Annotated in this window: 22 protein-coding genes; 18 read left to right on the top strand and 4 right to left on the bottom strand. The window is 36.1% G+C overall.

The genetic code is table 11. The features are described 5' to 3' along the window. Positions 1 to 39 precede the first annotated feature (39 nt). From mltG to IGJ76_RS08720, 5 genes are all read left to right on the top strand, one after another. A complete protein-coding gene (mltG, locus tag IGJ76_RS08740) occupies positions 40 to 1,212 on the top strand; it encodes an endolytic transglycosylase MltG (RefSeq protein WP_067480717.1) in 1,173 nt (390 codons plus the stop codon). Between the two features lie 134 nt (positions 1,213 to 1,346). Continuing rightward, positions 1,347 to 1,826, top strand: coding sequence for a transcription elongation factor GreA (greA, locus tag IGJ76_RS08735; protein WP_067480720.1), 480 nt, complete (start codon positions 1,347 to 1,349; stop codon positions 1,824 to 1,826). A gap of 162 nt (positions 1,827 to 1,988) precedes the next feature. Continuing rightward, positions 1,989 to 2,720 (top strand): cell wall-active antibiotics response protein LiaF, encoded by a 732-nt coding sequence (gene liaF / locus IGJ76_RS08730; RefSeq protein ID WP_067480723.1) that lies wholly within the window; start codon positions 1,989 to 1,991, stop codon positions 2,718 to 2,720. Beyond that, a complete protein-coding gene (liaS, locus tag IGJ76_RS08725) occupies positions 2,717 to 3,784 on the top strand; it encodes a two-component system sensor histidine kinase LiaS (protein ID WP_075492152.1) in 1,068 nt (355 codons plus the stop codon). Before liaF ends, liaS begins: the two co-directional genes overlap by 4 nt. A gap of 6 nt (positions 3,785 to 3,790) precedes the next feature. Beyond that, positions 3,791 to 4,423 carry a response regulator transcription factor gene (locus IGJ76_RS08720; protein WP_067480731.1) on the top strand — a complete coding sequence of 211 codons (633 nt, stop codon included), beginning with the start codon at positions 3,791 to 3,793 and terminating at the stop codon, positions 4,421 to 4,423. Positions 4,424 to 4,921: 498 nt separating this feature from the next. Here IGJ76_RS08720 and IGJ76_RS08715 read toward each other — a convergent pair whose 3' ends face one another. Beyond that, complete coding sequence (locus IGJ76_RS08715; RefSeq protein WP_430596845.1) at positions 4,922 to 6,667, bottom strand: DUF3329 domain-containing protein; 1,746 nt, start codon at positions 6,665 to 6,667, stop codon at positions 4,922 to 4,924. Between the two features lie 691 nt (positions 6,668 to 7,358). Between IGJ76_RS08715 and IGJ76_RS08710 the strand changes: the two genes are divergently transcribed. Then, the gene (locus IGJ76_RS08710) at positions 7,359 to 8,024 is read left to right on the top strand and encodes a potassium channel family protein (RefSeq protein WP_067480737.1); all 666 of its coding nucleotides are present in this window, start codon (positions 7,359 to 7,361) and stop codon (positions 8,022 to 8,024) included. A gap of 18 nt (positions 8,025 to 8,042) precedes the next feature. Then, positions 8,043 to 8,342 (top strand): HesB/YadR/YfhF family protein, encoded by a 300-nt coding sequence (locus IGJ76_RS08705; protein ID WP_067480740.1) that lies wholly within the window; start codon positions 8,043 to 8,045, stop codon positions 8,340 to 8,342. 135 nt (positions 8,343 to 8,477) lie between these two features. Here the strand turns inward: IGJ76_RS08705 and IGJ76_RS08700 are convergent, their stop codons facing one another. Further along, entirely contained in the window at positions 8,478 to 9,425 is a 948-nt protein-coding gene (locus IGJ76_RS08700) for a phosphoglycerate dehydrogenase (RefSeq protein ID WP_071868228.1), read from the bottom strand. Between the two features lie 122 nt (positions 9,426 to 9,547). Beyond that, positions 9,548 to 10,357 carry a DUF1189 domain-containing protein gene (locus IGJ76_RS08695; protein ID WP_067480746.1) on the bottom strand — a complete coding sequence of 270 codons (810 nt, stop codon included), beginning with the start codon at positions 10,355 to 10,357 and terminating at the stop codon, positions 9,548 to 9,550. A 245-nt stretch (positions 10,358 to 10,602) separates the two neighbouring features. Between IGJ76_RS08695 and IGJ76_RS08690 the strand changes: the two genes are divergently transcribed. The 3 genes from IGJ76_RS08690 (at position 10,603) to IGJ76_RS08680 (ending at position 12,121) form a co-directional block, all read left to right on the top strand. Further along, the gene (locus IGJ76_RS08690) at positions 10,603 to 11,061 is read left to right on the top strand and encodes a GtrA family protein (protein ID WP_067480749.1); all 459 of its coding nucleotides are present in this window, start codon (positions 10,603 to 10,605) and stop codon (positions 11,059 to 11,061) included. Positions 11,062 to 11,175: 114 nt separating this feature from the next. Next, entirely contained in the window at positions 11,176 to 11,784 is a 609-nt protein-coding gene (locus tag IGJ76_RS08685) for a superoxide dismutase (RefSeq protein WP_067480752.1), read from the top strand. A gap of 136 nt (positions 11,785 to 11,920) precedes the next feature. Next, positions 11,921 to 12,121 (top strand): cold-shock protein, encoded by a 201-nt coding sequence (locus IGJ76_RS08680; protein WP_067480755.1) that lies wholly within the window; start codon positions 11,921 to 11,923, stop codon positions 12,119 to 12,121. A 136-nt stretch (positions 12,122 to 12,257) separates the two neighbouring features. Here the strand turns inward: IGJ76_RS08680 and IGJ76_RS08675 are convergent, their stop codons facing one another. Next, positions 12,258 to 13,706, bottom strand: a complete 1,449-nt coding sequence (locus tag IGJ76_RS08675) for a helix-turn-helix domain-containing protein (RefSeq protein ID WP_082904049.1) — start codon at positions 13,704 to 13,706, stop codon at positions 12,258 to 12,260. Positions 13,707 to 14,188: 482 nt separating this feature from the next. On the opposite strand from IGJ76_RS08675, the gene IGJ76_RS08670 reads away from it, so the two are divergent. The 8 genes from IGJ76_RS08670 to IGJ76_RS08635 all read left to right on the top strand — a co-directional run bounded on the left by IGJ76_RS08670 (position 14,189) and on the right by IGJ76_RS08635 (position 24,637). Continuing rightward, a complete protein-coding gene (locus IGJ76_RS08670) occupies positions 14,189 to 16,414 on the top strand; it encodes an adhesive domain-containing protein (RefSeq protein WP_430596562.1) in 2,226 nt (741 codons plus the stop codon). A gap of 71 nt (positions 16,415 to 16,485) precedes the next feature. After that, positions 16,486 to 18,171 (top strand): hypothetical protein, encoded by a 1,686-nt coding sequence (locus tag IGJ76_RS08665; RefSeq protein ID WP_430596561.1) that lies wholly within the window; start codon positions 16,486 to 16,488, stop codon positions 18,169 to 18,171. After that, positions 18,171 to 18,410, top strand: a complete 240-nt coding sequence (locus IGJ76_RS08660) for a hypothetical protein (RefSeq protein WP_067480764.1) — start codon at positions 18,171 to 18,173, stop codon at positions 18,408 to 18,410. The genes IGJ76_RS08665 and IGJ76_RS08660 overlap by 1 nt, the downstream gene beginning before the upstream one ends. A 29-nt stretch (positions 18,411 to 18,439) precedes the next feature. Continuing rightward, entirely contained in the window at positions 18,440 to 19,927 is a 1,488-nt protein-coding gene (locus tag IGJ76_RS08655; protein WP_075491218.1) for a Mur ligase family protein, read from the top strand. 33 nt (positions 19,928 to 19,960) lie between these two features. Then, entirely contained in the window at positions 19,961 to 21,325 is a 1,365-nt protein-coding gene (locus IGJ76_RS08650; protein ID WP_430596560.1) for an adhesive domain-containing protein, read from the top strand. A gap of 24 nt (positions 21,326 to 21,349) precedes the next feature. Next, positions 21,350 to 21,958 (top strand): WxL domain-containing protein, encoded by a 609-nt coding sequence (locus IGJ76_RS08645; RefSeq protein WP_067480775.1) that lies wholly within the window; start codon positions 21,350 to 21,352, stop codon positions 21,956 to 21,958. 33 nt (positions 21,959 to 21,991) lie between these two features. Further along, positions 21,992 to 22,996, top strand: coding sequence for a DUF916 and DUF3324 domain-containing protein (locus IGJ76_RS08640; protein WP_244897420.1), 1,005 nt, complete (start codon positions 21,992 to 21,994; stop codon positions 22,994 to 22,996). 393 nt (positions 22,997 to 23,389) lie between these two features. After that, on the top strand, positions 23,390 to 24,637 hold the full coding sequence (locus tag IGJ76_RS08635; protein ID WP_270344794.1) for an LCP family protein: 1,248 nt from the start codon (positions 23,390 to 23,392) through the stop codon (positions 24,635 to 24,637). Positions 24,638 to 24,701: the final 64 nt, after the last annotated feature.

Here is a 24,701-nt window from a genome sequence, read left to right as displayed (position 1 = left end):
TGGATGAAGTTATGAACTTGAGAGTAAGGAGGAGTTGTTTTGTCAGAAAACAAACAACATCCAGAAGAAAAAAATAAAATGGAACACACGACAACGCAAGAAGTGATGGTCAAACGTAAAAATTTGCGTAAAAAAGAAGATAAAATCGTTGGCAAGATCATTTTAGTGATCGTAATCACTTTATTAGCAATCGTTGGAGTATTTGGTTTTACTACCTATAAGTATGTTGAAAGTGGTTTAAAACCATTAGATAATTCGGATAGTCAATTGGTTCAAGTAGAGATTCCAAGTGGTTCTTCGAATAAACAAATTGGTGAAATCCTAGAAAACGATCATGTTATCAAAAGTGGTATCGTTTTTAATTATTATACGAAATTCAAAAATTTAACTGGTTTCCAAGCAGGATTTTATCAAATGGCTCCAAACATGACTTTAGATGAGATTGGTAAATTACTGCAAGAAGGTGGTACTGCTGAACCCAAAGAAGTTGCTGATGGGAAAATCACGATTCCTGAAGGTTATGATATCGATCAAATAGCAAGTCGGGTGGCTAAGATTACCGGGAAAGACAAGCAAGAATTTTTAGATTTGATAACAGATGATGCTTTCTTAAAAGAGTTGTATCAAAAATTCCCAGAATTGCTGGAAAGTTCATCTCAAGCTAAAGATGTAAAATATCATTTAGAAGGCTATTTGTTCCCAGCTACTTATGATTATTATAAGGATACTTCGTTGAAAGATTTAGTTATCCAAATGGTTGAAAAAACAGACTCAGTTATGCAAGATTACTATGCGACGATTAAGCAACAAAATCGCACTGTTCAAGAAGTATTGACATTGGCATCTTTAGTTGAAAAAGAAGGCGTCAAGGAAAATGATCGTAAGAATATTGCACGAGTTTTCTATAACCGAATTGAGTCAGATATGCCGCTACAAACGGATATTTCCGTTTTATACGCTCTTGGCGAACACAAAGAGACAGTAAGTTATGCTGATACTGCGGTTGATTCTCCATATAACTTATACACGAATCCTGGGTTTGGACCTGGACCATTTGATAGTCCTAGTGAGGAGTCCATCAAAGCAGTCTTATCTCCTGCAGATAATGATTATTACTATTTTGTGGCAGACATAAGTACAGGAAATGTTTACTTTGCCAAAACGTATGAAGAACACTTAGAATTAGTTGAAAAATATGTCAATAAATCATAAAATAAACTAGTGTTATTCATTCATTTTTAGAAAAACATTTACATTTTAGAAAAAGCATGGTAATCTTTTTTGGACTATAGTCCATAAAAGGTTACCTTTTGTGGTAGTTTATTGAGATGAAGGAGACGTTACGAATGGTAGAGAAAGTTTACCCAATGACGCTAGAAGGAAAAGAAAAACTAGAACAAGAATTGGAAGAATTAAAAACAGTTAAACGCGGAGAAATTATTGAGCGTATCAAAATTGCTCGGAGCTTTGGTGACTTGTCAGAAAACTCAGAGTATGAATCAGCAAAAGATGAACAAGCTTTTGTAGAAGGACGTATCACAACGATTGAAACAATGATTCGTTTTGCACAAATCATTGATAATAATGGCGTAGATTCTGACGAAGTTTCAATCGGAAAAACAGTTACATTTGTTGAACTTCCTGATGGTGATGAAGAAGAATATACTATCGTTGGTAGTGCTGAAGCTGATCCATTTTCCGGTAAGATTTCAAATGACTCTCCAATTGCACAAGCTTTGATTGGAAAAGTAAAAGGCGATGAAGTAACAATCACTACACCAGGTGGAGATATGTTAGTTAAAATCGTTAAAGTTGAACAGGCTTAATTTTTTGTTAACTAGAGACCTAGAGCATAATCAGATGATTAGTCTAGGTCTTTCTTTTTGGTTTATTTGATAAGAAAAATAGCTTTTTACAACCAGAGACCTATAGTAAAGCTTAGAAAAAATAGGTATGATGAAGAAAGTGAATAGGAAAGGAGCAAGCTGATGAATAGTTCTTTACGATTTTTTGTCGTAGTAGAAACCTTATTGCTATTATTTGCTGTTTGGCAAATTGTTAATAATACAGAAATTTTAATCTTCGTGGTCTTTGGCGCACTCAATATTTATTTGGCACTACGCAAACAACCACGCAAAAAATTCCAAAAATTTCAATTGATTCTAGGGAGCTTGATCCTTTTTTTCAGTTTAGTTAGCAGTCCAGCACTCTGGTTGATGCTGATTTTTGCTGTGTTGTTTATTGGACTAAAGGGTGTTGAAATCTCTGGTATTGATTTAACCAAGAATGCTTTTTGGCGCAAAAAGCAAATGATGATGATTCAGACAGAACAGTTGAAACCACATAACAACGAACGTACGAAACAACAATTGATTGGCAATCAGAGAATTGGTTCAGATGTGTATGAATGGGATGACATCAATATTGCGATTGCTACGGGTGATACAATCATTGATTTAGGCAATACTTTGTTGCCTAAAGATGATAATATTGTCATCGTTCGAAAAGGTGTTGGTCGAACAAGAATTCTTGTTCCATTAGGGATTGCTATCAGTTTAGAACATGCAACGATAGTTGGAAATGTTTACTTTGAAGAAGAACAATTTGCATTGAAAAATGAATCAATCAAAATTTACAGTAATGATTATGACGAGAATCCACGTCGATTGAAAATTATTACGAATACCTTGCTTGGTGATGTCGAGGTGATTCGTGTATGATTGGGAAAATTTCTCGACCAATGATTGCCTTTTATGCCTCGCTTAGCACATTTATGGTTATTTTATTCGCTATGTTCACCTATTTTTATGCAAGTAAACAGAAACATTGGTGGGCAGAATTACTGCAAGCAAGATTGCTTTATGTACCACTGATTTTTCATCTATTTGCGATTTCTTTAGGTGTAGGATTATTGACTTTTTTGATCGTATCAGTTGTTCAAAAAACAAGATATGGTAAAATCGAAGAAAAGTTACGAGCAATTTCTTCTGGGAACTATGATGCAAAAATTTTGGATCAACCGATTTTAGCAGCAGCTGATAACGAATATATCAAAGATATTGACCAAGAAATTATTAAAATTAAAGAAAAAATGATTGAAGTTTCTAGTGAACTTCAAATTTTGACAAGTCGTCCGCAATATGTAAATGGACAAACAAAAGAAGAAATTTTAGAATTAGAGCGTCATCGATTAGCGCGTGAATTGCATGACTCTGTTTCACAGCAGTTATTTGCAGCCATGATGATGATGTCTGCTTTGACTGAGCAGGCAGAAAAAAGTGATACACCAGAAGTTTTTCGGAAACAACTACGTATGGTCGCAGAGATCATCAACGCTTCTCAATCAGAGATGCGCGCGTTATTATTACATTTACGCCCAGTTAATCTGGAAGAGAAAAGTTTGAAACAAGGAATTGAGCAATTATTAAAAGAATTACAAAATAAAATTCAAATTTCATTGAAGTGGGAGATTGAAGATGTTCAATTATCCAGTTCAATCGAAGATCATCTTTTCCGAATTGTGCAAGAGTTGCTTTCAAATACATTACGCCATGCAAAAGCGAATGAATTAGAGGTTTATTTACACCGAATCGACAATAATTTATTGTTACGGGTCATTGATGACGGAACGGGATTCAATATGAACGAAACGAAAACGGGAAGTTACGGTTTAGGAAATATCAAAGAACGTGTTGCAGGAATTGGTGGCACAGTGAAAATTATTAGCTTTAAGGGACAGGGAACGAGTGTCGAGATCAAGGTTCCTTTAATTAAGGAGGTATAACGGCGGATGATAAAAGTAATGCTCGTAGATGACCACGAAATGGTGCGTTTAGGCGTTTCTTCTTACTTATCTATTCAAGAGGATATCGAAGTAGTCGGAGAGGCTGAGAATGGCTTAATTGGCTATGAGAAAGCAATGGAACTGAGACCAGATGTTATTCTAATGGATTTAGTGATGGAAGAAATGGATGGAATTGAGTCAACAAAAGCTATCTTAAAAGATTGGCCAGAGGCAAAAATTATTATTGTCACCAGTTTTATTGATGATGAAAAAGTATATCCTGCAATTGAGGCTGGTGCTGCAGGTTACTTATTAAAAACTTCGACTGCGCATGAAATCGCAGATGCAATTCGCGCGACGCAACGTGGCGAACGAGTACTGGAGCCAGAAGTAACAACCAAAATGATGGAAAAAATGAGCCGCCGAAACGAACCAATTCTGCATGAAGACTTGACGAAACGAGAAAATGAAATTCTGATGTTGATTTCTGAAGGAAAGAGTAATCAAGAAATCGCAGATGAGTTATTTATCACTTTGAAAACAGTCAAAACCCATGTTTCAAATATTTTGGCAAAACTTGAAGTTGAGGATCGTACACAAGCCGCAATTTATGCGTTCAAACATGGTTTGGTCAAATAACGAAAAAAAAAATAATTGATCATGAACAGCTGATTGAATTTAAAAAGACTGTGGGACAAAACAAATTTGTGTTTGTCCCGCTTTTTTATTTTTTTGAAGGAAAATCAGTCAATTTTTGAAGGAAAAAAGATTGGCTAAGTGATAGAAAAAAGGTTTCGTTTGATACAAGGAATAGTCAAAAAGTAAAGGAGGGGGTGTCCGAAATGAATAATCGTAATCCTAAAATATTTTCAACAATCTGTGAAGAATTTTATTTAAATAAAATTCAAATAAATCAGTCGTATGAGTATAAAAGAATTCATACGACTGATTTATGATGTTTTTGGTTAGTAATACATATATAGGAAATTATCAAACTTGAGCGATATAAATCTTATATAACTTTGCTTATTCTCTGAAATTTCTAGAAAATGAAAAATTCCTATATATATAGTATTCGATACTAGCTCACTAAAATGAAGTACTTCTTGGTAACCAAGGACTCTTTTTTCAATAAGTTTATCTTGTTACGTTCCCAGTTGTATCAATCGCAACAGAATCCAAAATAGCTTGAGTTTCCGCACTTAATACAACGATATTTAATCCTGTTCCGTTCCTCGAATAGTCAACATTATCAATTATGATTTGATTAAAAACGGTATTTTCTTCGTTAATACGCCCACTACGTATGTTAACTTGTTTTTTTCCTATATTAATTTTTTTCTGGCTAAATACTGGATTGCCTTCCAGAGGTAAATGATCTACGTTAGAACCTATGATAGCATCACCGTCTGTAAACACTAGATCATTTACTAAAAAATCAATATATTGACCAGACACATTGCTGTAAGTTCCTGAGAGAAGAACGATATATTTACTATTATTAATCTTACTAAAATATTTCTTTGCTTTAACAATATTCATCAATTCCGAAGAACCATTTTTATAAATAAGTTGCCAGTCTTTTTCACTAACAGATGCAACTGATTCTAAACCAAAGTAATTTGCTGTTGCACGATTTATTTGGGCTTTTTTATCTTTTCCAACATGGGACAAACGATTAGAGTATGCTGGATAATTACTAAGGTTCTCTTCATCAAAATTTGCAAAAACAGGATTTAAATTTCCTAGAGTCTTTTGTTGGACTAAATAATCATATCGTTCGTTTATCTTTTTATGAGATAGTGTAATGTCAATCGTTCCAAGTACGAATGAAAAAGTAAAAGAGACGATTAATATAGTAAAAGTACCACTATAAAATAATTGTTTTTTATCTATTTTATCTGGCCAACTTATTAGTAGCGCAATGACCAAATAAAGAGCACCACCGTAATATGATCGTCCCCAATTTAATCCAGTTGGCGAGAATGCTAATACATAAATAGTAGCAATTCCTGCAAAAATATAGCCTATACTTAAAATTAATTTTTCTGAGTTATTAAAAAGAATAAAGCCTATAACAGTAGCAAGCATGACTAACAAAATAAAATAAAATGCATTTTCTTGTAACGATTGAGTGATTTGAAATACACCTTCTACTAATTTTTTAGTAAAAGACCAATTACTTCGATTAAAATACGTTGATCGAATTGCATTTCCTGGAGCTTTAACCATAATGACTAGTCCAGTTACTGCACCAATTAGTCCTGAAATCATCCATTTTGGAATTGGTTGCTGTCGTAATTTATTATAGCCAATATAGCCTAGTGCTAATAAAACAGCACCACCAGAAGTGTTTTCATTACACCAACCGCTTAACAACCCTAAGAAGAATAAAGCAAAGATACTAACGCAATTGGCGGGATTAATCCACTTTACCTTTTGTGAAACTGTCTGTTTATGATAAATCGCTAAAAATGTTAAGATGATAGTACTTCCCCATAGGTAATTAGCTGCACCTGTTTCCCAAAGAAAGACTTCCCCAAATGCTGGTGTAAATAACCACAGAGAAAAAAGAATAACCAAATATTTAGAGATAGAGTATCTCTTTTTAGTAGATAAAATATAAATTAATAAAGTTACATAAATAAATGCTAATGGATTTAAGATATTGAAAAAAATTTTAGGCATTAATAAAAAAATACGAGCAATAATATGGACGATGGATCTTCCAGTCCATGTTTGATATTGTGTGTACTCATTATTTAAGATGGTGAAAAAACCTTCTGTTTTAGCCATGTATTGTAGATCGTCAGCAATTAAAGGGGTTAAAAAATTTAATAGCACCATGACGAGATACGTTAATATTACAATTGAAAAAAATATTTTTTTTGTGTAGAATATTTTTGGTTCATTCTATACTCCTTTACTTTTTTAATATATACAACATATCATATTTTCCAATTGTTACGTATATCTTTAGTCCATTTTAAGTTAAATATGTATGGATTTTTTCATTTTTTTTTTTGATATTAATTAATCGATTTTTTTAAACAAAAGTGAAGTGAGGGGGGGAATCTAACACGATATAGAGTGTTCTTATTATAAAAATTGGTTCTAAATTAGCTTATGATTGATAGTCTAGGATAACGTAATGTTAATCTTAACAACATAAAATATTTATAAAGACTACACGATTTATTTGAAATGTATTTTTAGTTATTTTATTTTCAATGAAATGTTAGGAAGATTATTTGTGACTCTTTTATGGAAAAGTTCAGAAATTACTGGAATATTTAAGTCCATTTGTGATGTTGAGGTATGAAATATTAATTTTAAAAAGTAAGAAAATTGTTGTAAAGAATCTTGGATTACAGGAAATACTTTATAACTGATTAAAGAAAAATAGTTTTTTGACTTTATAAATATGTTAATAATGATGATGGTTGTAGACACGAAACCCATCCTTTTACACTTTAGAAGATTTGAAAATAAACATGGTTAAGTCTCGCCCCTTTTGTTTTTGAAAAGGCTTTGCTATACTTGAAAAGAAATAAGGATGAAGAGGAGTAATGACTTGAAACAAAATTTTGCAATCATCGGTCTTGGTCGTTTCGGTGGCAGTATTTGTCGCACATTGATTGAATCAGGACAAGAAGTTTTGGCAATCGACAGCAATGAAGATCGCGTAAATGAATATATGAATATTGCTACGCATGCAGTGGTAGCAAATGCGCAAGATGAGATGACTTTGCGCTCGTTAGGAATTCGTAACTTTGACCATGTGATTGTGGCGATTGGTGAAGACATTCAAGCTAGCATTTTAGTAACGCTAATGGTCAAGGAAATGGGTGTACCTAACATACTAGTGAAGGCACAAAATGAATATCATGCACGCGTTTTAGAAAAAATTGGCGCAGATCGCGTAGTACATCCGGAAAGAGATATGGGTGTTCGAATTGCGCATAATTTAGTTTCAAAAAATATTTTAGATTACTTAGAACTGACGGATGCGTACTCATTAGCTGAAATTCGAGTAGCTAATCCTAAGTTTTTCAATAAAACACTTGGCGAACTAAATTTCCGTCAACGGTTTGATTTAACTGTTGTAGCGATTCGTCGAGTGGATCGAACAGTGGTTGTTTCTCCAGCAGCAGATGAGTTTGTCCGTCAAAATGATAATTTATTAGTAATTGGAGAAACGGAAGATGTAGAGATGCTTGACGATAAAATGAATCAATAATTATAGGGGTGAGTGATTTTGACGAAGTTAACAGTAACACCTGCAGCACAAGAATGGTTCAAAAAAGAAGTGAATCCACCTGAAAATCTTGGCATTCGCTTTTTCGGAAAAGTTTATGGTAAAACAGAGGTACACGAAGGCTTTTCGATTGGTTTATCAGTTGAAGAACCAGAAAATGTCATTGAAGAAGAATTGATTGATGGCATGAAGTTCTTTATTGAAGAAGCGGATGAATGGTTCTTCAAAGGATACGATTTAGTTGTCGATTACGACGCCAAAAAGGATGAACCAGCCTATCATTTTGAAAAAAATGATTAACAATAAAATAAAAACAACGGAGAAATCATTGATTGGTTTCTCCGTTATTTTTTGACTAATAACTCTAATCTGCTTCGTTCACAAAACAAAAAATTACGCGATTAATCGATTTTATTCAGTGAGCGAACCTTTATTTTAATAACCAGAAAGCAACTGTACTTGATTGACTACAAGAGTCTGTGTTGAAAGATAACTTTCAAGATTCTTGAGAAAAATATCCATAAATTTAGTTTGAAAATGGGGAGTCAAACCAGCAATGTGTGGAGTAATCAACACATTTTCCATTGACCAAAGTGGGCTGTTTTCTGGGAGTGGTTCCTCTTCAAAGACATCTAGCGCAGCAAAAGCTAGTTTCTTTTGCTTGAGCGCATCAATTAGTTCGTTGGTCTTGACAGATGGTCCACGACCAACATTGATGAAGAGCGCTGTTGGTGAAAAGAAAGTGAACAACTCTTGATTAAATAAACCGTTAGTTTGTTCGGTTAAGGGCAAGATATTGATTACAATATCCATGGTTGGTAAGACTTCTTTAAGTTTTGCTAACGGAAACGTTTCTTTAATATGCTCTACTGGCCGACCAGTCGTGTTGATACCATAGATTTCCATTCCAAAAACTTCTGCTCTTTGAGCAACCATTTTACCGATCCGTCCAGTACCAATAATCAGCAGTTTTTTATTCTGGATTGCTTGATAGTGAACAGATGAGCCAAGCCAATTTTGAGAAACTTGTGCTTTTTGTGCCTGAAAAAGACCACGTGAATATCCAAAGATAACGCCCATTAGATGTTCAGCAATTGATTCACTATGGATACCACTACCATTTGAAAGTAAAATGTCATGCTTTGAGAATTCTTCCAATGGTAATGTGTCAACACCCGCAGAAATGGATTGAACCCATTTCAAGTTATTACTTGCTAGTAGTTCAGACTGAAATTCACGATTCCAACCTAAACTAATCTCGACTTTTGAGAGTTCAGCAGGAGTTAGCTCTGTTTTGAATTGATAATTTGGTGCAAATGTCTGAATTTGTTTTATAAATTCGTCACGAAAAGGACGAGTGGAGTAAATGATTGGCTGTTTCATAGATTTGACCACCTTTCTTGTCTTAAGTTTAGCGCAAAGTATGAAAAGTTTGAAGTAAGTTGATGAGGAAGAGGTCAGCAAATAAAAAAAGAGCTATGACAGCTGTCATAGCTCAAATAGAATTATTGTTTTGGTAATTGAAATCTTGGCCAACCTTTACTTGCCTGAATGAAAATAAATAACCCAACTAATGTGATGAAGATACTTGTATCAAATGTTGGAACAAAAATTAAAAGCACAGTGGAAAGAAGTGTTGGTAAAGTAATCGCATAAATCATTGTTTTTAAACAATCAAGGAATGTTGCTCTAGTCAAACGCAAACGAGCATAGATATAACCGGCAAAGCTTGCAATAATTAATGTAATTAGTAAGTTAAGAAAACTTGGATAAATAGTGATAATAAAAGTCACTGCTTTAATCCAAAACGGAATCGTTGATTTTGCTAAGACTTCACGCATTTGTTTCCCATTCAAGTTAGCTAATGCTTCATTTGAATAACTCAAGGTCATTTCATTGCTACCCAACAAAGAAGTAGTTGTGCCAGAATTTGGTAAGGCAATAACCATTTGATCTTTCAGCATGCCAACACTGATAAAATTACCCATCAAATCAGTTGAGATGTCATGTTCAGAACGTTTTCCATCTGGATCAAAAGTAAAAATGATGGAATTTGTTTGATAAATGAAACCTTCAGCGCCATGGGCATCTAATTGCCCATCTTTGATTTCAAAATCAGGGATTTTTTTTGCAATTTGTTGTCCATCTGTCTTGATGTTATCCAAAACTTGAAAGACTTGGAATGAAATTGGCAAAGCCATGATTACACTTAGCGCTAAGAGATAAAGAATTGATTTCCAAAAAGGAGTTTGTCGTGCCTCTTTGAGATTTTTGAATTGTGTAAATGAACTGAATAATAATTGTTTTGTTGTCATAATAGCTCCTCTTTAGTATTGTCTTCAACAGCAATTCTAGCGAAGTATGGCTGGAAATACAAGGGAAGGAGCCAAAATTACACGATCGATTGGTTGTCAATCAGAAAAATGTTATTCTTAAAGAAATTAGTTGCTTGTTTTTTTATGGCTAAACGAAGCTGTTTACTAATTTTTTGATAATCTGGCTGAAAATTTTGCGAAAATAGCGTATGATAAATAAGAATTTTAATAAGGTAGGTTCAAAAATGAAAGCATATCTGCAAATCAAAGAATTTTTAGAAGAAAAAGGGTACTGGGAAATTTTTGTGTACATTTTTTTTGGCGGACTAGCAACAGTGGTAAACTTCGTGACCTTTGCGTTGGCATTACAAGTATTTGGTTTCAGCATGGTTGTTTCCAATACGATTTCCTGGATTTGTTCAGTGTTGTTCGCTTTTGTAACAAATAAAATTTGGGTTTTTCATTCTAAATCACCAAGTTTTTGGCACGTGCTGGAAGAATTTGGCAAGTTTCTTTTTTATCGAATTGTTTCCTATGGACTGGATATGGGCGCTATGATTTTACTAATTCAGGGGCTCCATAGTAACGAGTATGTGGCCAAAATCATTACACAAATTTTAGTTGTTTTGGCTAACTATGTATTCAGTAAGTTATTTATTTTCAAAAAAACTGAGGTAATCGATGAAATCAAAGAAACCAAATGATCAAATCAAAGAACAATAACAAAAATCGTAGGCATAACTTTTGAAGAAATCTCAACTCTTTGTTACTCTTTTGAGTGTAAAGACTAACAGAATTACTGAGGAGGAAGATTTTCAATGACTTACACATTACCTGATTTACCATACGCATATGATGCTTTAGAACCTTATATCGATGAAGAAACAATGCACCTTCATCATGACAAGCACCATAATACTTATGTTACGAATTTAAATGCAGCAATCGAAAAATATCCAGAACTTGGCGAAAAATCAGTAGAAGAATTAATTTCTGATATGGATGCTATTCCTGAAGATATTAAAACTGCAGTTCGCAATAACGGTGGCGGTCACGCAAACCATTCATTCTTCTGGAAAATTATGGCACCAAATGCCGGTGGCGAACCAACAGGAGCAATCAAAGAAGCAATTGATGCTGCTTTTGGTGATTTTGCTTCATTTAAAGCGGAATTCAAAACTGCTGCAACTGGTCGTTTTGGCTCTGGTTGGGCTTGGCTAGCTGTTGATAATGGCAAATTAGTTGTTACTTCAACTGCTAATCAAGATTCACCTTTGATGGAAGGTCAAATACCAGTGTTAGGCTTGGATGTGTGGGAACATGCATATTATTTGAACTATAAAAATGTACGTCCTGATTACATCGAAGCATTCTGGAACCTTGTGAATTGGGATGAAGTAAATAAACAGTTTGAACAAGCAAAATAACGTGTTTATGTGTTAGTTCTCTCTTTGACTGATTCCGGAAAAAGTGAAAAACAGCCTTGCGAGCGTTTTCTAAATTCGGTATAATATTTTTGTAAGAAGAATTCTTACAAGAACATTTTTTGGAGGCTATACACTTATGGAACACGGAACAGTTAAATGGTTCAACAATGAAAAAGGATTTGGGTTTATCACAGTAGATGGCGGAGATGACGTATTCGTACACTTCTCAGCAATTCAAGGAGATGGCTTCAAGAGCTTAGAAGAAGGCCAAGAAGTTGAATTCACAATTGTTGAAGGTTCACGCGGACCTCAAGCTGCTGAAGTGACTAAATTATAATATTTGTTGAATAAAACGATCTTGTCAAAAACAAGTGACTTTGAAAAAAGTTGACTTCTTTTACAAGATCATGCAAAAAAGGAGTTGTGGCGTATGCCATGACTCCTTTTTTATTTATATTTATAGAAAAAATGGATTATGGAGTAAAACGTTCTTTAATGAAGTGAACCAGTGAATGGATTTGTTTTTCAATGTATTGGATGGAAATTGTAACAGCTGTTGGTTCTTCTTCAAATTTTGGCATGGTAAGTAACGTGTCTGTTGTTCGGATAATCAAATCTGGTTGAATCACAAGATCATTTGTCATAAAAACATTGATGTACGGACGTAAAGAATCATTGATTTTTTTCATTGTCGCTAACTCTAGTGAATGAGGAAGGTCACTTTCAAATTTGATATTGACCTGTTTATCAAAATAAGTTGGTGGAGCAATAATCAGGAATGCTTCCGTCAAAATCCAAGGTTGTAACCAATAGAGCGCTTGGTCTTGATCCTTGAACTCGGTACAGACACGCGTCATTTCCTCTAAGAGTTTTGGATGTTTTTCTTCTATATCAAAAATAAATTCTTTATTTAATGTTAAAAAGTTCGGAAATAAAATGGCGTGCATCGAGTTAGCTAGTAAGGTTGCGTTTAACAGCTTACGTTTTTTGATATGGTTAAGCTGATTTCGTTTCAATGTATTTAAATAGGAAAAAAACTTAATCAAAAATAATCTTGCTGAAGTTTGTTTTGCCAAATGAAGCTTTAGCGCTCTTTCCAAAAAATTTTCTGCTAAATAAAAATTTGTTTTTGACTGCATCCAGAGAAAAGAAAAACGTAATTCTGTTTCCGAAAGTTTATCTCCAATTGCTTGCTGAAAGCTTTCCACTTCTTCCGAAAATTCTTTCCAGATTTGTGTGGTAAATGAAGGTAATGTCTTGTTATCGATTAAATGTCCTTGAGAGGATCGTAAGAGATTAATGGCAGAAATATAGCACCATTGCAGAGCTTTTATTTTATTTGGTTGCTGACCTACAGCTTCAAAAAGACCTTCTACATCAGATAATGTTTGTTCAAAGTCAATGGTTGAAAAAGGCCAGGTTACGCCCTGATAAGTCTCCCATAGAACTAAGTAACTAAAATAGCGAATTTGCGTTTCTTTTCCAGTTAGGTAAATGTCTCCTTTTTTAGTTTTGATTTGGATTTGATAAGGATCAAGTTTTTTATTTAATTGTGTCATATGTCTACGCAAAATAAATTCACTGATCTCAAGTGAATCCAAGAACTCGTTTATTTGAATTTTAGAAAGTAAAATTAACTGGTAAACTAGTTGGAAGATCGGTGATAGAGCTAAGATATCTGAACGTAGGAGCTGATACTCTTTTGCATCACCTGAGAAACGATAATAGGATGAAGTTTTGGAAAAATGAATCGCATTTGGTAATTCTTGGATTTTTTGACAATATTGAGCAGCTGATCGTTTGTCAGATGAGATTGAGTGAGCAAGTTTCTCTAAAGAATAAGACTTTTCTGAAAAGTAAAGTGTTTCAAGAATGGTCAACTGCATTTGTATCGGACGTTCTAAACTAAAAAATTGATTCATATAAGTTATTCCTCCAAAAATTATTTAAAATAGATAATATTAGTAAACTTCGTTAAAAATTCTCGTTTTTTGTAACTTGACAAACGCAAAAAATAAGAAAAAATAACGTAAAACTACAAAAAGATAAAATATCGTATGATATTTTATCTTTTTTGCGTGTTATAGATTTATTTGTTTTATAAGAGTTTTTATCTATTTATGGTGAATATTATAATACATTTTTTATTATTTTTTAATCTTAAAGTAACAATTTCGTTTAATGGTGGTTATTTTATTGACTAACGAGCAAAATAATAGATTTTATAATATACCCTTGATAAACTCCGAATAACTTAAGTTGCTAGTGAATGAAAATACCTAAAAAGGCACCTTTTAGGTATAAAAATCGAATATAAAGGGGAGGTCGTTAGCTACTTCACATATTTATTCTTTTGTCGGAGGACAGGACAGTTAGGAGATGTGTTTCAAAAAGGAGGATAAACATGAAAAAGGACTACCGAAAATTAATGGACCAAAAAGCAAGTGCTAAGCGCCGCTCAAGAAAGTACTTGCTTGTAGGAACGTCGTTAGCAACAGGTATGTTGTTAGGGTTAGCCCCAATTTCAATTGCTACGCCACTTTTTACCCTTGAAACGAACGAAGTTTACGCAGATTTGATTAGCGGACAGCTATTCAGTAATTTAACTTCGTCTAACACAAGTGGAACCACCAGCTCTGCCCCTTATCCTTTAGAAAATACTAGTCGTGCTGTTGATTTTATCATATCAGCAGATAGTGGAATTGATTTAAGTGTTTTACCAGGAAATCGTCTAGCAGTTCTAGCAATTCCAGAAGAAATGCAAGGACTAGTAACGCCAAATGGTGATGGAACATTCTCAACCGAAATTCTGCTTCCTACGAATGCCTTAGATCCGTTACTAACAGTTGTAAATGGTGCGGTGACTACCTTAGTGAATGGAATAAACGCCGCACTAGCACTTAACCCGTTAGCAACAGTAGATTTATCACAAGTTTATACACAGTTAGACTTATTGAATAACCTAAGTAATTTAACGGCTGCTGATGTTGCTTTGCAACTCGAAGCTCAAGGTGATGAATACATCTATGCCGAACTCGAAGGCGTTCTTGAAGTAATCATTCGTGAATCACTAACGGACATTTTAACAGACTTAAATAATGCTGTGCAAGCACTCCAAGCAACGGGTTCGGGTGTTGGTGGCCCGATAGCAGCAGCGGCAGTTAATGGAACGTTAAATGCCACACTTAAACCAGCTTTTACACTCACTTACAATACGGCTTTAGCTTTAGTTAACGTAGGTTCTGCATTGATTGGTAATTTAGTAGATGGCAGTGTGCTTGGTGAAACAACCGTGACCATTCCAACTCTAATCCAAGATCCAACTTATCAAGACTTATTGACAGCGGGAGTAGACATCTCGAATCCCTATGAAGCAGGTTTTTTAGCAACGATGATTAAATCAAGTCTATTGGCGATTGACATTGCTTCAAATTATGACGGGTACACACCGGTTTTCTATGAGGCAAGTGATGTAACTGCTCCTTACAATGTTGAGGTGACTGGAAATGTAGCTGATGGCTATGAAGTCACGGGTATGGCTGATCCTGGTGCTACAGTAAGAATTTATAAAGATGGAGTATTGATTGGTGAAGGACCAGCGGATGAAGTAACAGGAAGCTTTACTATTCCAATTTCTTCAGAGGACGTTGATCCATTAGATGAAATTCAGTTGATTGCTTACGATGAGAATGAGATTCCAAGTTTACCAACGCAAGCATTTATTCCGGATGAAGACGACGATGATGCTGACGCTGATGCGGATGCCGACGCTGATGCGGATGCCGACGCAGATGCAGATGCCGACGCCGATGCTGATGCTGACGCGGACGCGGATGCCGACGCAGATGCCGATGCGGACGCCGACGCCGATGCAGATGCAGATGCTGACGCCGACGCAGATGCGGATGCCGATGCAGATGCCGACGCCGATGCCGACGCCGACGCCGATGCCGACGCCGATGCGGATGCCGACGCCGATGCGGATGCCGATGCGGACGCGGATGCCGACGCCGATGCCGATGCGGATGCCGACGCCGATGCTGACGCCGATGCCGATGCGGACGCAGATGCCGATGCGGACGCCGATGCGGATGCGGATGCGGACGCAGATGCGGATGCCGACGCAGATGCGGATGCCGACGCCGATGCCGACGCCGACGCCGATGCCGACGCCGATGCCGATGCGGATGCCGACGCAGATGCGGATGCCGATGCGGACGCGGATGCCGACGCAGATGCCGATGCGGACGCCGACGCGGATGCAGATGCCGACGCCGACGCCGACGCTGATGCTGATGCTGATGCTGATGCAGATGCGGATGCCGACGCTGATGCTGACGCTGATGCAGATGCTGACGCAGATGCGGATGCCGATGCCGACGATGATGATCCTACTCCAGTTAAGCAAACAGGACCGACACCAAAATTACCGCTTCAACTTGGTAATGACCGTTATCCACCAAGTGGTAAAGGTGGGACTGGAATTGGAGCGACACCGAAGACGAGTCCAAAAACTTATCCGAAAACATCTGATCAAACAAGTGCTTCAACCTCATTACTAGGAGCATTAACAGCGTTTATTTCTGGACTAGGGATTTGGAAACTTCGCAAAGGAAAAAAGAATAAATAAAGCTAAGTAGGAAAATAAAATAGATTGATGAAGGGAGCATTCTCTTCATCAATCTTTCATGAGGTGAGGATATGTTTGTTCAGACGACCGAAAATAGTTTGGCTTCAATCAAAGAAATCATTGATCAAGTTGAAACGAGTGCGACTAATAAACTGCTGATTGTTAGCACCGGTGATTTTAGTGAACGCGGACGAGTCATTGAATTTTATGGCAACAATTTCAAGACAATCTGGAACAACTTTTTATCCGCATATAAAATCAATCAATTCAATCAAGCTCCTTATTTAAGAATTGATATTTTGACAAAAGAAACAAAAATCGATTTTACCCAGTTTTTAGCAGGTTTAAAAAAAGTTCGCCGAAATAACTACGTTGATTTTAATGTCAGGATCGATGGTTTACGAAAACGAAGCTTCTTAATGGAAGAACTTGTTGCTAATGCAATTTTGAAACCAAGTAAAGCACATAAAGTAGGAAGAAATCTTCCAGATTTACAAATTGATGAACAAAACTACCGTGGTTATGTCAAACGAAAATACGGGAGAAATGAACAAGATCTAAGTTACTTACAGCGCTCGGACTTTTATTTGTTTGAAACGAAGTCCTATTACTTTGAGGAGGGGCAACTTTTACCGATTAAGGACTATGGAAATGGGAATCGAATACGGGAAATTTCTCGAGAAAATTTAGCACAAATGACAGACTTGGCTATTGCTAAAGGGAGTAGTTATTTAGAAAATCAGTTAACTTCTACTGGAAAATTTATTTATGGCTATTATCCCTGCTATGATCAACCAATTAAAGGCTATAATTCAGTTCGACATTTTTCTTCCTTATATGCGTTGGCAGAAGCAGCCGAATACTTTTCCGATCAAAAGATGCTGGCATCAGTAAAAGATGGATTGCTCTGGGGGATGGAACACTTAACAGTTGAACTCGATGATTATCTCTTCATTAAAGAGCAACTAACAAAAGATGTGGAGTATAAGCTAGGCGCACAAGCAACGGCGATACTCGCTGTTTCCAAGTATGTTGAGCTAACTCAAGACGAACAGTTTCATTCCTTTTTACAAGAGCTGATTCGAGTAGTTGAAGATAAGTTTTTAACAGCAGAAAAGAAAACAATTCATGTGCTGGATGGTCAATTGCAAGTGAAAGAGCAATTCCGAATCGTTTACTATGACGGTGAAATTTTGTTTGCGTTGTTACGTGCTTATGAGGTTTTGAAACAGCAAGAAATTTTGGCAATCTGCGAAGGTCTAATGGCACAGTTCGTTGCTAATAATTATCAAAAATATCACGACCATTGGTTAAGCTATGCGACAAATGAATTACTGAAATATCAACAGAAAAAGGAATATTATCAATTTGGGCTAAAAAACGCTCTGGAAAATATCAATTTCATTGATAAACGTGATACTGCTTATCCAACCATGTTGGAATTGTTAGTCGCAGCATCAAAAATGATGACTAAATTAGAAGTGAGTCCATTTAGAAAAGAAATCTTTCCATTAGATGAAGATTTTTTTCAAGCAAAATCTAGAATTAATCAGGTGATGGAAAAGAGAGCTTTACATGAAATAACAACAGGTGTGATGTTCCCAGAATTTGCGCAATTTTTTAAACAGCCGGCTGTTGTTTGTTATGGTTTTTTTGCCCGACATGACCGTTTTCGAATGCGAATTGACGATGCGGAGCACTTTCTGTCAGGCTTGATCAATTATCGAATGCATACCAATAAAGAGGAGGGATTCTAATGGTTGGAACGATTCGTTTTATTGCGTTATCTTTGATTGGGTTATCTTATTTTATTTTTAAGGTACGCCGGAAAAAAGAGCGGAAAGGTCAGCAGCCTCCAGCAGATCTAACTGGGTATGAGAAAGATGAAAATGGCTTGTATCCTTGGGAAAACGACCAGAATGATTCACCTGAAAGAATTAAAAAAACAGCAACCAGATATGTGAACCAGGCACGTCCAAGACGTGGTCGCTGGTAACCGATAAATGAAGAAGGTGGGGTGAAAAAATGACGACCATTCGAACATTGCTAACGGAAATCGAAGGAAATTATTTCAGAGAGTATGAAAATTTGGATCAAGAAATAACAGATTTAGAATATTTCTCAGGACACTTAAAGAAACACCATGATTATTCTTCAACGATTTTTGTTTGTATCACGCCTGAAAGAAGAAATTATATTAATCGAAAACCAGTTAAATGGCTAGATGGCAATGAACAAATTGCTGGAAGAGAAAATGAGTTTGGCTTGATTGTAACGGAACATCCAATCACAGATGAGACAGTTCAGGTTCCACAGTTTATCGTTCCGAATAGTTGGGAATTTCTATTGAACTTGTCAGCTAAGCTGCGAGCAGGTTTTACTAAACCAGTGATTGCCATTACCGGCTCTGCGGGAAAAACATCGACGCGAATGATGATTTCTCATTTATTTAAAGAAAAGAAAGTATTAGAAAACCGAGGAAATCACAATGTACGTTTTGCGGTCCCGCTGTATATGAGCAAGTTATTAACTGATCCAGAAGTTTTTAATTTAGAAGTTTCAGTAAATGCATTGAATTCCTATGATACTGGTTCTATGTCAAAGTTGATTGAACCAGATATTGCGTTGGTGACCTCAATTGGTGAAGCACATCTTAGCTCGTTGAAGGATACAAAAGGTGTAGCAATTCACAAAGCCAAGATTTTTGAAGGGTTAAAAAAAGGTGGAACGGCAATTATCAATAAAGATATGGGACGAGAAGAGTTCACTATTTTAGTTGATGGCGCCAGAAAAAGAGAGGCGAAAATCTACACTTATTCATTACAAGATTCACTAGCTGATGTCTATGTCAAACACTGGCAACAAAAAAGAGAATACTGTGAGTTAGTGATTTCTTTTTTAGGCGAAGAAATGGCTGTCAATTTAACAGTTTCTTCTGCTGGGATGATTTCCAATGCCTTAGCAACGTTACTAGTGGTTCACGAGGTGGAAGGGACGATCAAGCCGTACCTTAGAAAATTTGAGACATTTAGACCACTACACAAAATTTTAGAAAAATCATCAATAACGATTGCACCACAAAAAAAAGTTACGTTTATTGATGACACCCACAACGCTTCATTACCGGCTATGAGAAATGCGATTGGTTATTTTAATGATGTACGTCCTTATTATTTAGGAAAAAGTTTTCTGATTTTAGGACAAATTGCTGATTTAGGAGATGCAGCGAAATCTGTTCATCTTGCAATCAAAAAAGATATGGAAGATGCCGACGCTGATTATATCTTTGGCTATGGGGAACAGTTCAAAGAAATCTTTGCTTTGGAGCAACAAAACGATCCGAAGTTTCACTGGTTTGCTACGTTAAAAGAATTATCCAATCAATTGGAAGCGCTACTGAGTGATGATAGTTTGATTTTAGCTAAAGGCTCAGTAACAGGAAGCGATTTTCAGCAAATTGATCAGTATATCCGTAGTTTAGGGAGAAATTTCAATAGTCAAAAGGTTCATTGATTGAGTTCAAATTGATGCGAGGGAGGGGGTTAGATGTGCTTTTTTCAAAGAAAAAAAGTTTGGCAAATACTTGGAATGACTTTCTGTTTGGTTTGGATTATTTTAAGTCAGACTTATGTCGTTCATGCACTTTCTTTAGAACTATTTGGGACAACGACACTTTCAAATAACAGCCAAACCACGGTAGAAGAACCATTTTTGCATGTGGAAAATACGCCAGTTACTTTTGTGCTTACGGGAGAAGATGGCGTAGGTATTGGAGCGATTACAACGAGTGAAAAATACGGAATACTTGAAATTCCAACGGAGATGATTGGTTATGTTCAAGTTAACGGGCCTGCAACTGTACAGACGACGGTGACTGTTCCTTTGAGCCAATCCCCTTTACAAGTATTGATGCCGACAATCAGTTCAGTAATTTCTCTGATCGTTAATTCGCCACTGGTCTCTGCAGCAAATAAAACGGCTGTGAACCAAGCATTAACGGAATTAACCTCGGAAAATTTTGGTAGTCAAAATTTGTCTCTTGCGATTACCCCAAGAACTAGCACACAATTTGGAGTAGCTATTAGTCAAGGGTTATTACCGATTTTAGCTACCACGTTAAAAAATCGTGTTCAAAATCTATTGACTGTTGTCACGGCAATTCCTCTAATTGGAACGGTTTTAGGAGTGTTATTAACACCGTTTACAACGGCGTTGAATCAATTGATTAATAACTTGAATTCACCGACTTCTGCGGATAGTCGTGCGTTGGTAGCAGGCTCAATTTTGGGAAATACGCAAGCATCATTCCCTTTTTTAATTTCTTCGCCTGCGATTACAAGTGATTATGTTGCAAATTTTTCAGGAATGTTTATCCAGACAGATGAAACGTTGATCCAACTAGAAGAATCTGTTGCGCAGACAGCCATTTATTTTTCTGCAGGATCATTAGATATGGAAACGGCATTGCTTCCAAGTGATTTGGATTTTGGTGAACATACCATTCAAACGCAAATAGATGAGTTACTGATTGCTAAAGAAAATCAACAAGTAACGACAGGGGTTGTTCAAATTAGTGATACGCGATTGGTAGAAAAATTTTGGCAGTTAAAAGTGGAGCAGCTAACTTCATGGAACCAAGGTACGAATGAACTTTTGGCACAATTACAAATTAAAAATGCTGATCTGATTTCAACTTTTCCTGCAGGTTCAGTTAGTAGCACTGCCAATCAGACAGTTGGCTTAAATGTTGGCGTTCAACAAACTCTTGTCCAGTTAAATGGAACGACGCAACCAGGTAATGTTCTATTAAATCTGAGTGAATTTCAACTGTTTGTTCCAAAAGAAGCTGTGAAGTCGACGGGAACTTACCAAACCGTTTTGGAGTGGGTGTTGTCAGATACACCTAGTTAGATTGCTAAAGGAGGAGGAATTGTTATGAAAAAGAAAATTTTTACAAGCTTAGCGATGTTAGGGCTGTGCTTATTCTCTGGTCAATTTGTTTTGGCAGACTCACAGACACAAGGTGAAGTGAATTATATCCCTGGAGCATTGGAATTCGATTACACTAGTGAGATTCCGACTGATTTAAATTTTGGTGAACATCCAATTCAAACCGTCACACCGGAAAACTGGATTGCTACTACGACTGGTGAACAGACAGCGCCTGCAACAACTGGGGCAGTTGACGTTCGAGATAACCGAGGAGATCTTACAGGAACTTGGCTGGTGAAAGTAGCACAAGTCGAACAATTTCAAACGAGTGACGAAGTGGAATTGACAGATGCAGTGTTAAGTTTATCGTTTGGTTCAGTTACAAATAACTTATCTTTAAGCCCAACAAGCACTTATGAAAATGATGAATTAGCTATTCAGGTATTTAACCAAGAATTTACGGTATTAAGTGCAACTGCTGGGGAGAATTCTGGGGATACTTCTTTGGCAATTGACCAGTTTTCTTTAGCGGTACCAGCTAATACGAATAAAGTAGCAGCAGAGTATACGACAACCTTGAATTGGACATTTTCTTCAACACCCGAACCATAAAAACTTGAGTAGATGAAAAGAGGAGGGATAATTGTGAAATGGTTGATTGGAATACTCGGAATAGTAGGATTGAGTTTGGGATTTATAGTACCGGTTCAGGGAGAATCACTTCAAAGCTTTGATGCGCAAATTCAGTCGAATCAGGAAATACCTTCCCAAAATGATGCCTATTTTGATTTGCAATTAGCACCTGAACAAGAGGTTCAGTTAAAAGTAACCGTGACTAATTTAAAAGAGTCGCCAGTCACGATTATTCCTTCTTTTAATCGCGCAAGAACGAACCAACTTGGTGTCGTCGAGTATTCAGGGAAAAACCAGGATACAACACAAGCATTACCAGCCGATATTGAGAAAGTAGTTCAATTGTCACAAAAAGAATTTACTTTAAAAGAAAATGAACAAAAAATTCTTGAGTTAACTGTCACAATGCCAAATAAACCATTTGAAGGTGTGCTTGCTGGCGGAATTTATCTTCAAGAAAAGCCACGAGAAAAAGCACAAGGTAACATTCAAAATGTCTTTTCTCGAGAAATAGCTGTCTTGCTACAAAATGAACGAGAAAAAATTGAACCTGTTCTTGAAATGAAGGAAGCTTCCCCAACTCAAGTTAATGGCAGAAATGCTGTGAAGGTAGGTTTACAAAATACAAAGGCAACGTATTTATCGACAGCTGATATTCAGTATGAGTTATTTAACGGAGATGAAGAAACTCCTCAATTAAGTGGGAATCAAGCAATCGGATTTGCTCCGAATAGCGGGATGGCATACTTGATTTTTTTAGAAGGACAAAAGTTTGAGGAGGGAACGTATCGTTTAAAGATAACAGTTAGTAAAGAAAACTTTCATTGGAGTGATGAAACGTTATTCAAGGTGAGTAAGAAGACATCTGACTCTTACAATAGAAAAGATGCTTCAATCGAAGAACCTGAAAAGCCGTTTCCATGGTTGATATGGCTAGGGATTGGGATAATTGTGGGACTGGTTTTAGTCATTGTCTGGTTACTAAACAAATTACGAAAAAATAACCAAAATGAATAAAGTTTGAATCGGAAAGCTGGGACAGCGTGGTGTTCCAGCTTTTTTGTGTGGTATTTAGAAATTTTTTATCATAAAAGTGTTCTTGAATAGGATAGGTAAAAAGAGAACGTATTTTTTTAGAAAAGTGTTCTCATTGCTTGGAGATAACCACTTGGTGCCAAAACTTCCAGCATAAATTTTCATTTTCTGTCAATTTATCGCTCATTTATGCACAATTCTGACTTTTCTCAAAAGAAGTGCTATGGTATGATAATGAAGAATTTTGAAAATTTACATAATTTCCTCGCATTTTTGTTCCTGTTTTTTAAAGTTTTATTATGATTAAAGTGGGGAATTGCTGAATAAATTGTTGTATGAGAAAATATTTTAGAAAATGTGAAACAGAGGTGTACTATGAAGCGGTGGCAAAAAGTAGTTTTAGCTTTTCTCGGAGTTTTTGTTCTTTTGATTGTCGGACTTTCGGCATATGGAATCAAATTTATGGGTGAAGCAAATCAAACAGTCAACAAAATTTCAAAGAATTTAAATCGAGTTTCAACTAAACGATCGGACAAAGTTAGTATTGACGATCGAGAACCATTTTCCGTTTTATTACTCGGACTAGACACTGGTGGATTGGGACGAACAGAACAAGGACGTTCAGACACCATGATGGTTGTAACAGTTAATCCAGAAAAGAAAACTTCAACAATTGTCAGCTTGGATCGTGATATTTATACGAACATCGTTGGCTATGGAACAGTGGACAAATTAAATCATGCCTACGCATTTGGCGGAGTTGAAATGGCAATGGATTCGATTGAACAGTTGTTGGACATACCACTTGATCACTATGTGACGATCAATTTGGATGGAATGAAAGATTTGATTGATGCAGTTGGTGGGATTGAAGTCAATAATAAAATCGACTTTACCCTAGATGGTGTTCACGTGCCAGTTGGCAAACAAAAGCTGGATGGTGAAACAGGATTAGCTTATGCCAGAATGCGCCACGAAGATCCAGAAGGGGACATTGGTCGTCAACGTCGTCAACGTGAAGTTGTAACAAAAATCGTCAACAAAGTACTAAGTCTAGATGGTGTGAGCAATTATCAAAAGATTTTAAAAGCAGTTGAAAACAACGTGAAGACAGACTTGGAGTGGGACGACATGTTAGATGTTGCAACGAATTACACTGCAGCATTCAGCAAAATCGATCAAGGACAACTGCAAGGAGAAAGCACGACAATTAACGAAATTTATTACCAAATTCTTGGTCAAAATGAGTTATTGAAAGTTCAAAACAAATTGAAAAAACAATTAGAGTTGAAAACAAGTAGTACTTTGCCTAATTTAGAAAATGACAATGCGTATCAAATGTTTTATGATGATTCAGAAGATGGTACGGGTCTAACTTCGGGTAGCACTGTCACCGATGGAAATGGCTACTCAAATAATTATTCAAATGACTATTCCAACAGTTATTCAGACGATTATTCATCAACCTACTCAGATGGTAACGGTAATTATAACCAAGACTATAACAATCAAGACAATGGGTATGGTACTGAAAATAACTACGATCAAAACAACAATCAAGAAACATATGAGCAATATACACCAGAAGATACGAATCAATATAATTACAATGGAAATTATTAACTAAAAATGAATCGCCCTATTAAAAGTCGTTGAGTAACTTTTAATAGGGCGATTTTGGTTGATC

The organism is Enterococcus sp. DIV0175 (assembly GCF_050529075.1).
Lineage (GTDB): Bacteria > Bacillota > Bacilli > Lactobacillales > Enterococcaceae > Enterococcus_B > Enterococcus_B thailandicus.
Note: the sequence above shows the minus strand (reverse complement) of the source record. Positions and strands in the feature narration are given on the sequence as shown.

Coding starts and splice junctions, on each gene's coding strand:
- IGJ76_RS08650 (WP_430596560.1), top strand. CDS start 19,961: ATGTGCTTTTTTCAAAGAAAAAAAGTTTGGCAAATACTTGGAATGACT.
- IGJ76_RS08700 (WP_071868228.1), bottom strand. CDS start 9,425: ATGAAACAGCCAATCATTTACTCCACTCGTCCTTTTCGTGACGAATTT.
- IGJ76_RS08675 (WP_082904049.1), bottom strand. CDS start 13,706: ATGAATCAATTTTTTAGTTTAGAACGTCCGATACAAATGCAGTTGACC.
- IGJ76_RS08720 (WP_067480731.1), top strand. CDS start 3,791: ATGATAAAAGTAATGCTCGTAGATGACCACGAAATGGTGCGTTTAGGC.
- IGJ76_RS08685 (WP_067480752.1), top strand. CDS start 11,176: ATGACTTACACATTACCTGATTTACCATACGCATATGATGCTTTAGAA.
- liaS (WP_075492152.1), top strand. CDS start 2,717: ATGATTGGGAAAATTTCTCGACCAATGATTGCCTTTTATGCCTCGCTT.
- IGJ76_RS08670 (WP_430596562.1), top strand. CDS start 14,189: ATGAAAAAGGACTACCGAAAATTAATGGACCAAAAAGCAAGTGCTAAG.
- IGJ76_RS08655 (WP_075491218.1), top strand. CDS start 18,440: ATGACGACCATTCGAACATTGCTAACGGAAATCGAAGGAAATTATTTC.
- IGJ76_RS08690 (WP_067480749.1), top strand. CDS start 10,603: ATGAAAGCATATCTGCAAATCAAAGAATTTTTAGAAGAAAAAGGGTAC.
- IGJ76_RS08695 (WP_067480746.1), bottom strand. CDS start 10,357: ATGACAACAAAACAATTATTATTCAGTTCATTTACACAATTCAAAAAT.
- IGJ76_RS08665 (WP_430596561.1), top strand. CDS start 16,486: ATGTTTGTTCAGACGACCGAAAATAGTTTGGCTTCAATCAAAGAAATC.
- IGJ76_RS08645 (WP_067480775.1), top strand. CDS start 21,350: ATGAAAAAGAAAATTTTTACAAGCTTAGCGATGTTAGGGCTGTGCTTA.
- IGJ76_RS08660 (WP_067480764.1), top strand. CDS start 18,171: ATGGTTGGAACGATTCGTTTTATTGCGTTATCTTTGATTGGGTTATCT.
- greA (WP_067480720.1), top strand. CDS start 1,347: ATGGTAGAGAAAGTTTACCCAATGACGCTAGAAGGAAAAGAAAAACTA.
- IGJ76_RS08635 (WP_270344794.1), top strand. CDS start 23,390: ATGAAGCGGTGGCAAAAAGTAGTTTTAGCTTTTCTCGGAGTTTTTGTT.
- liaF (WP_067480723.1), top strand. CDS start 1,989: ATGAATAGTTCTTTACGATTTTTTGTCGTAGTAGAAACCTTATTGCTA.
- IGJ76_RS08680 (WP_067480755.1), top strand. CDS start 11,921: ATGGAACACGGAACAGTTAAATGGTTCAACAATGAAAAAGGATTTGGG.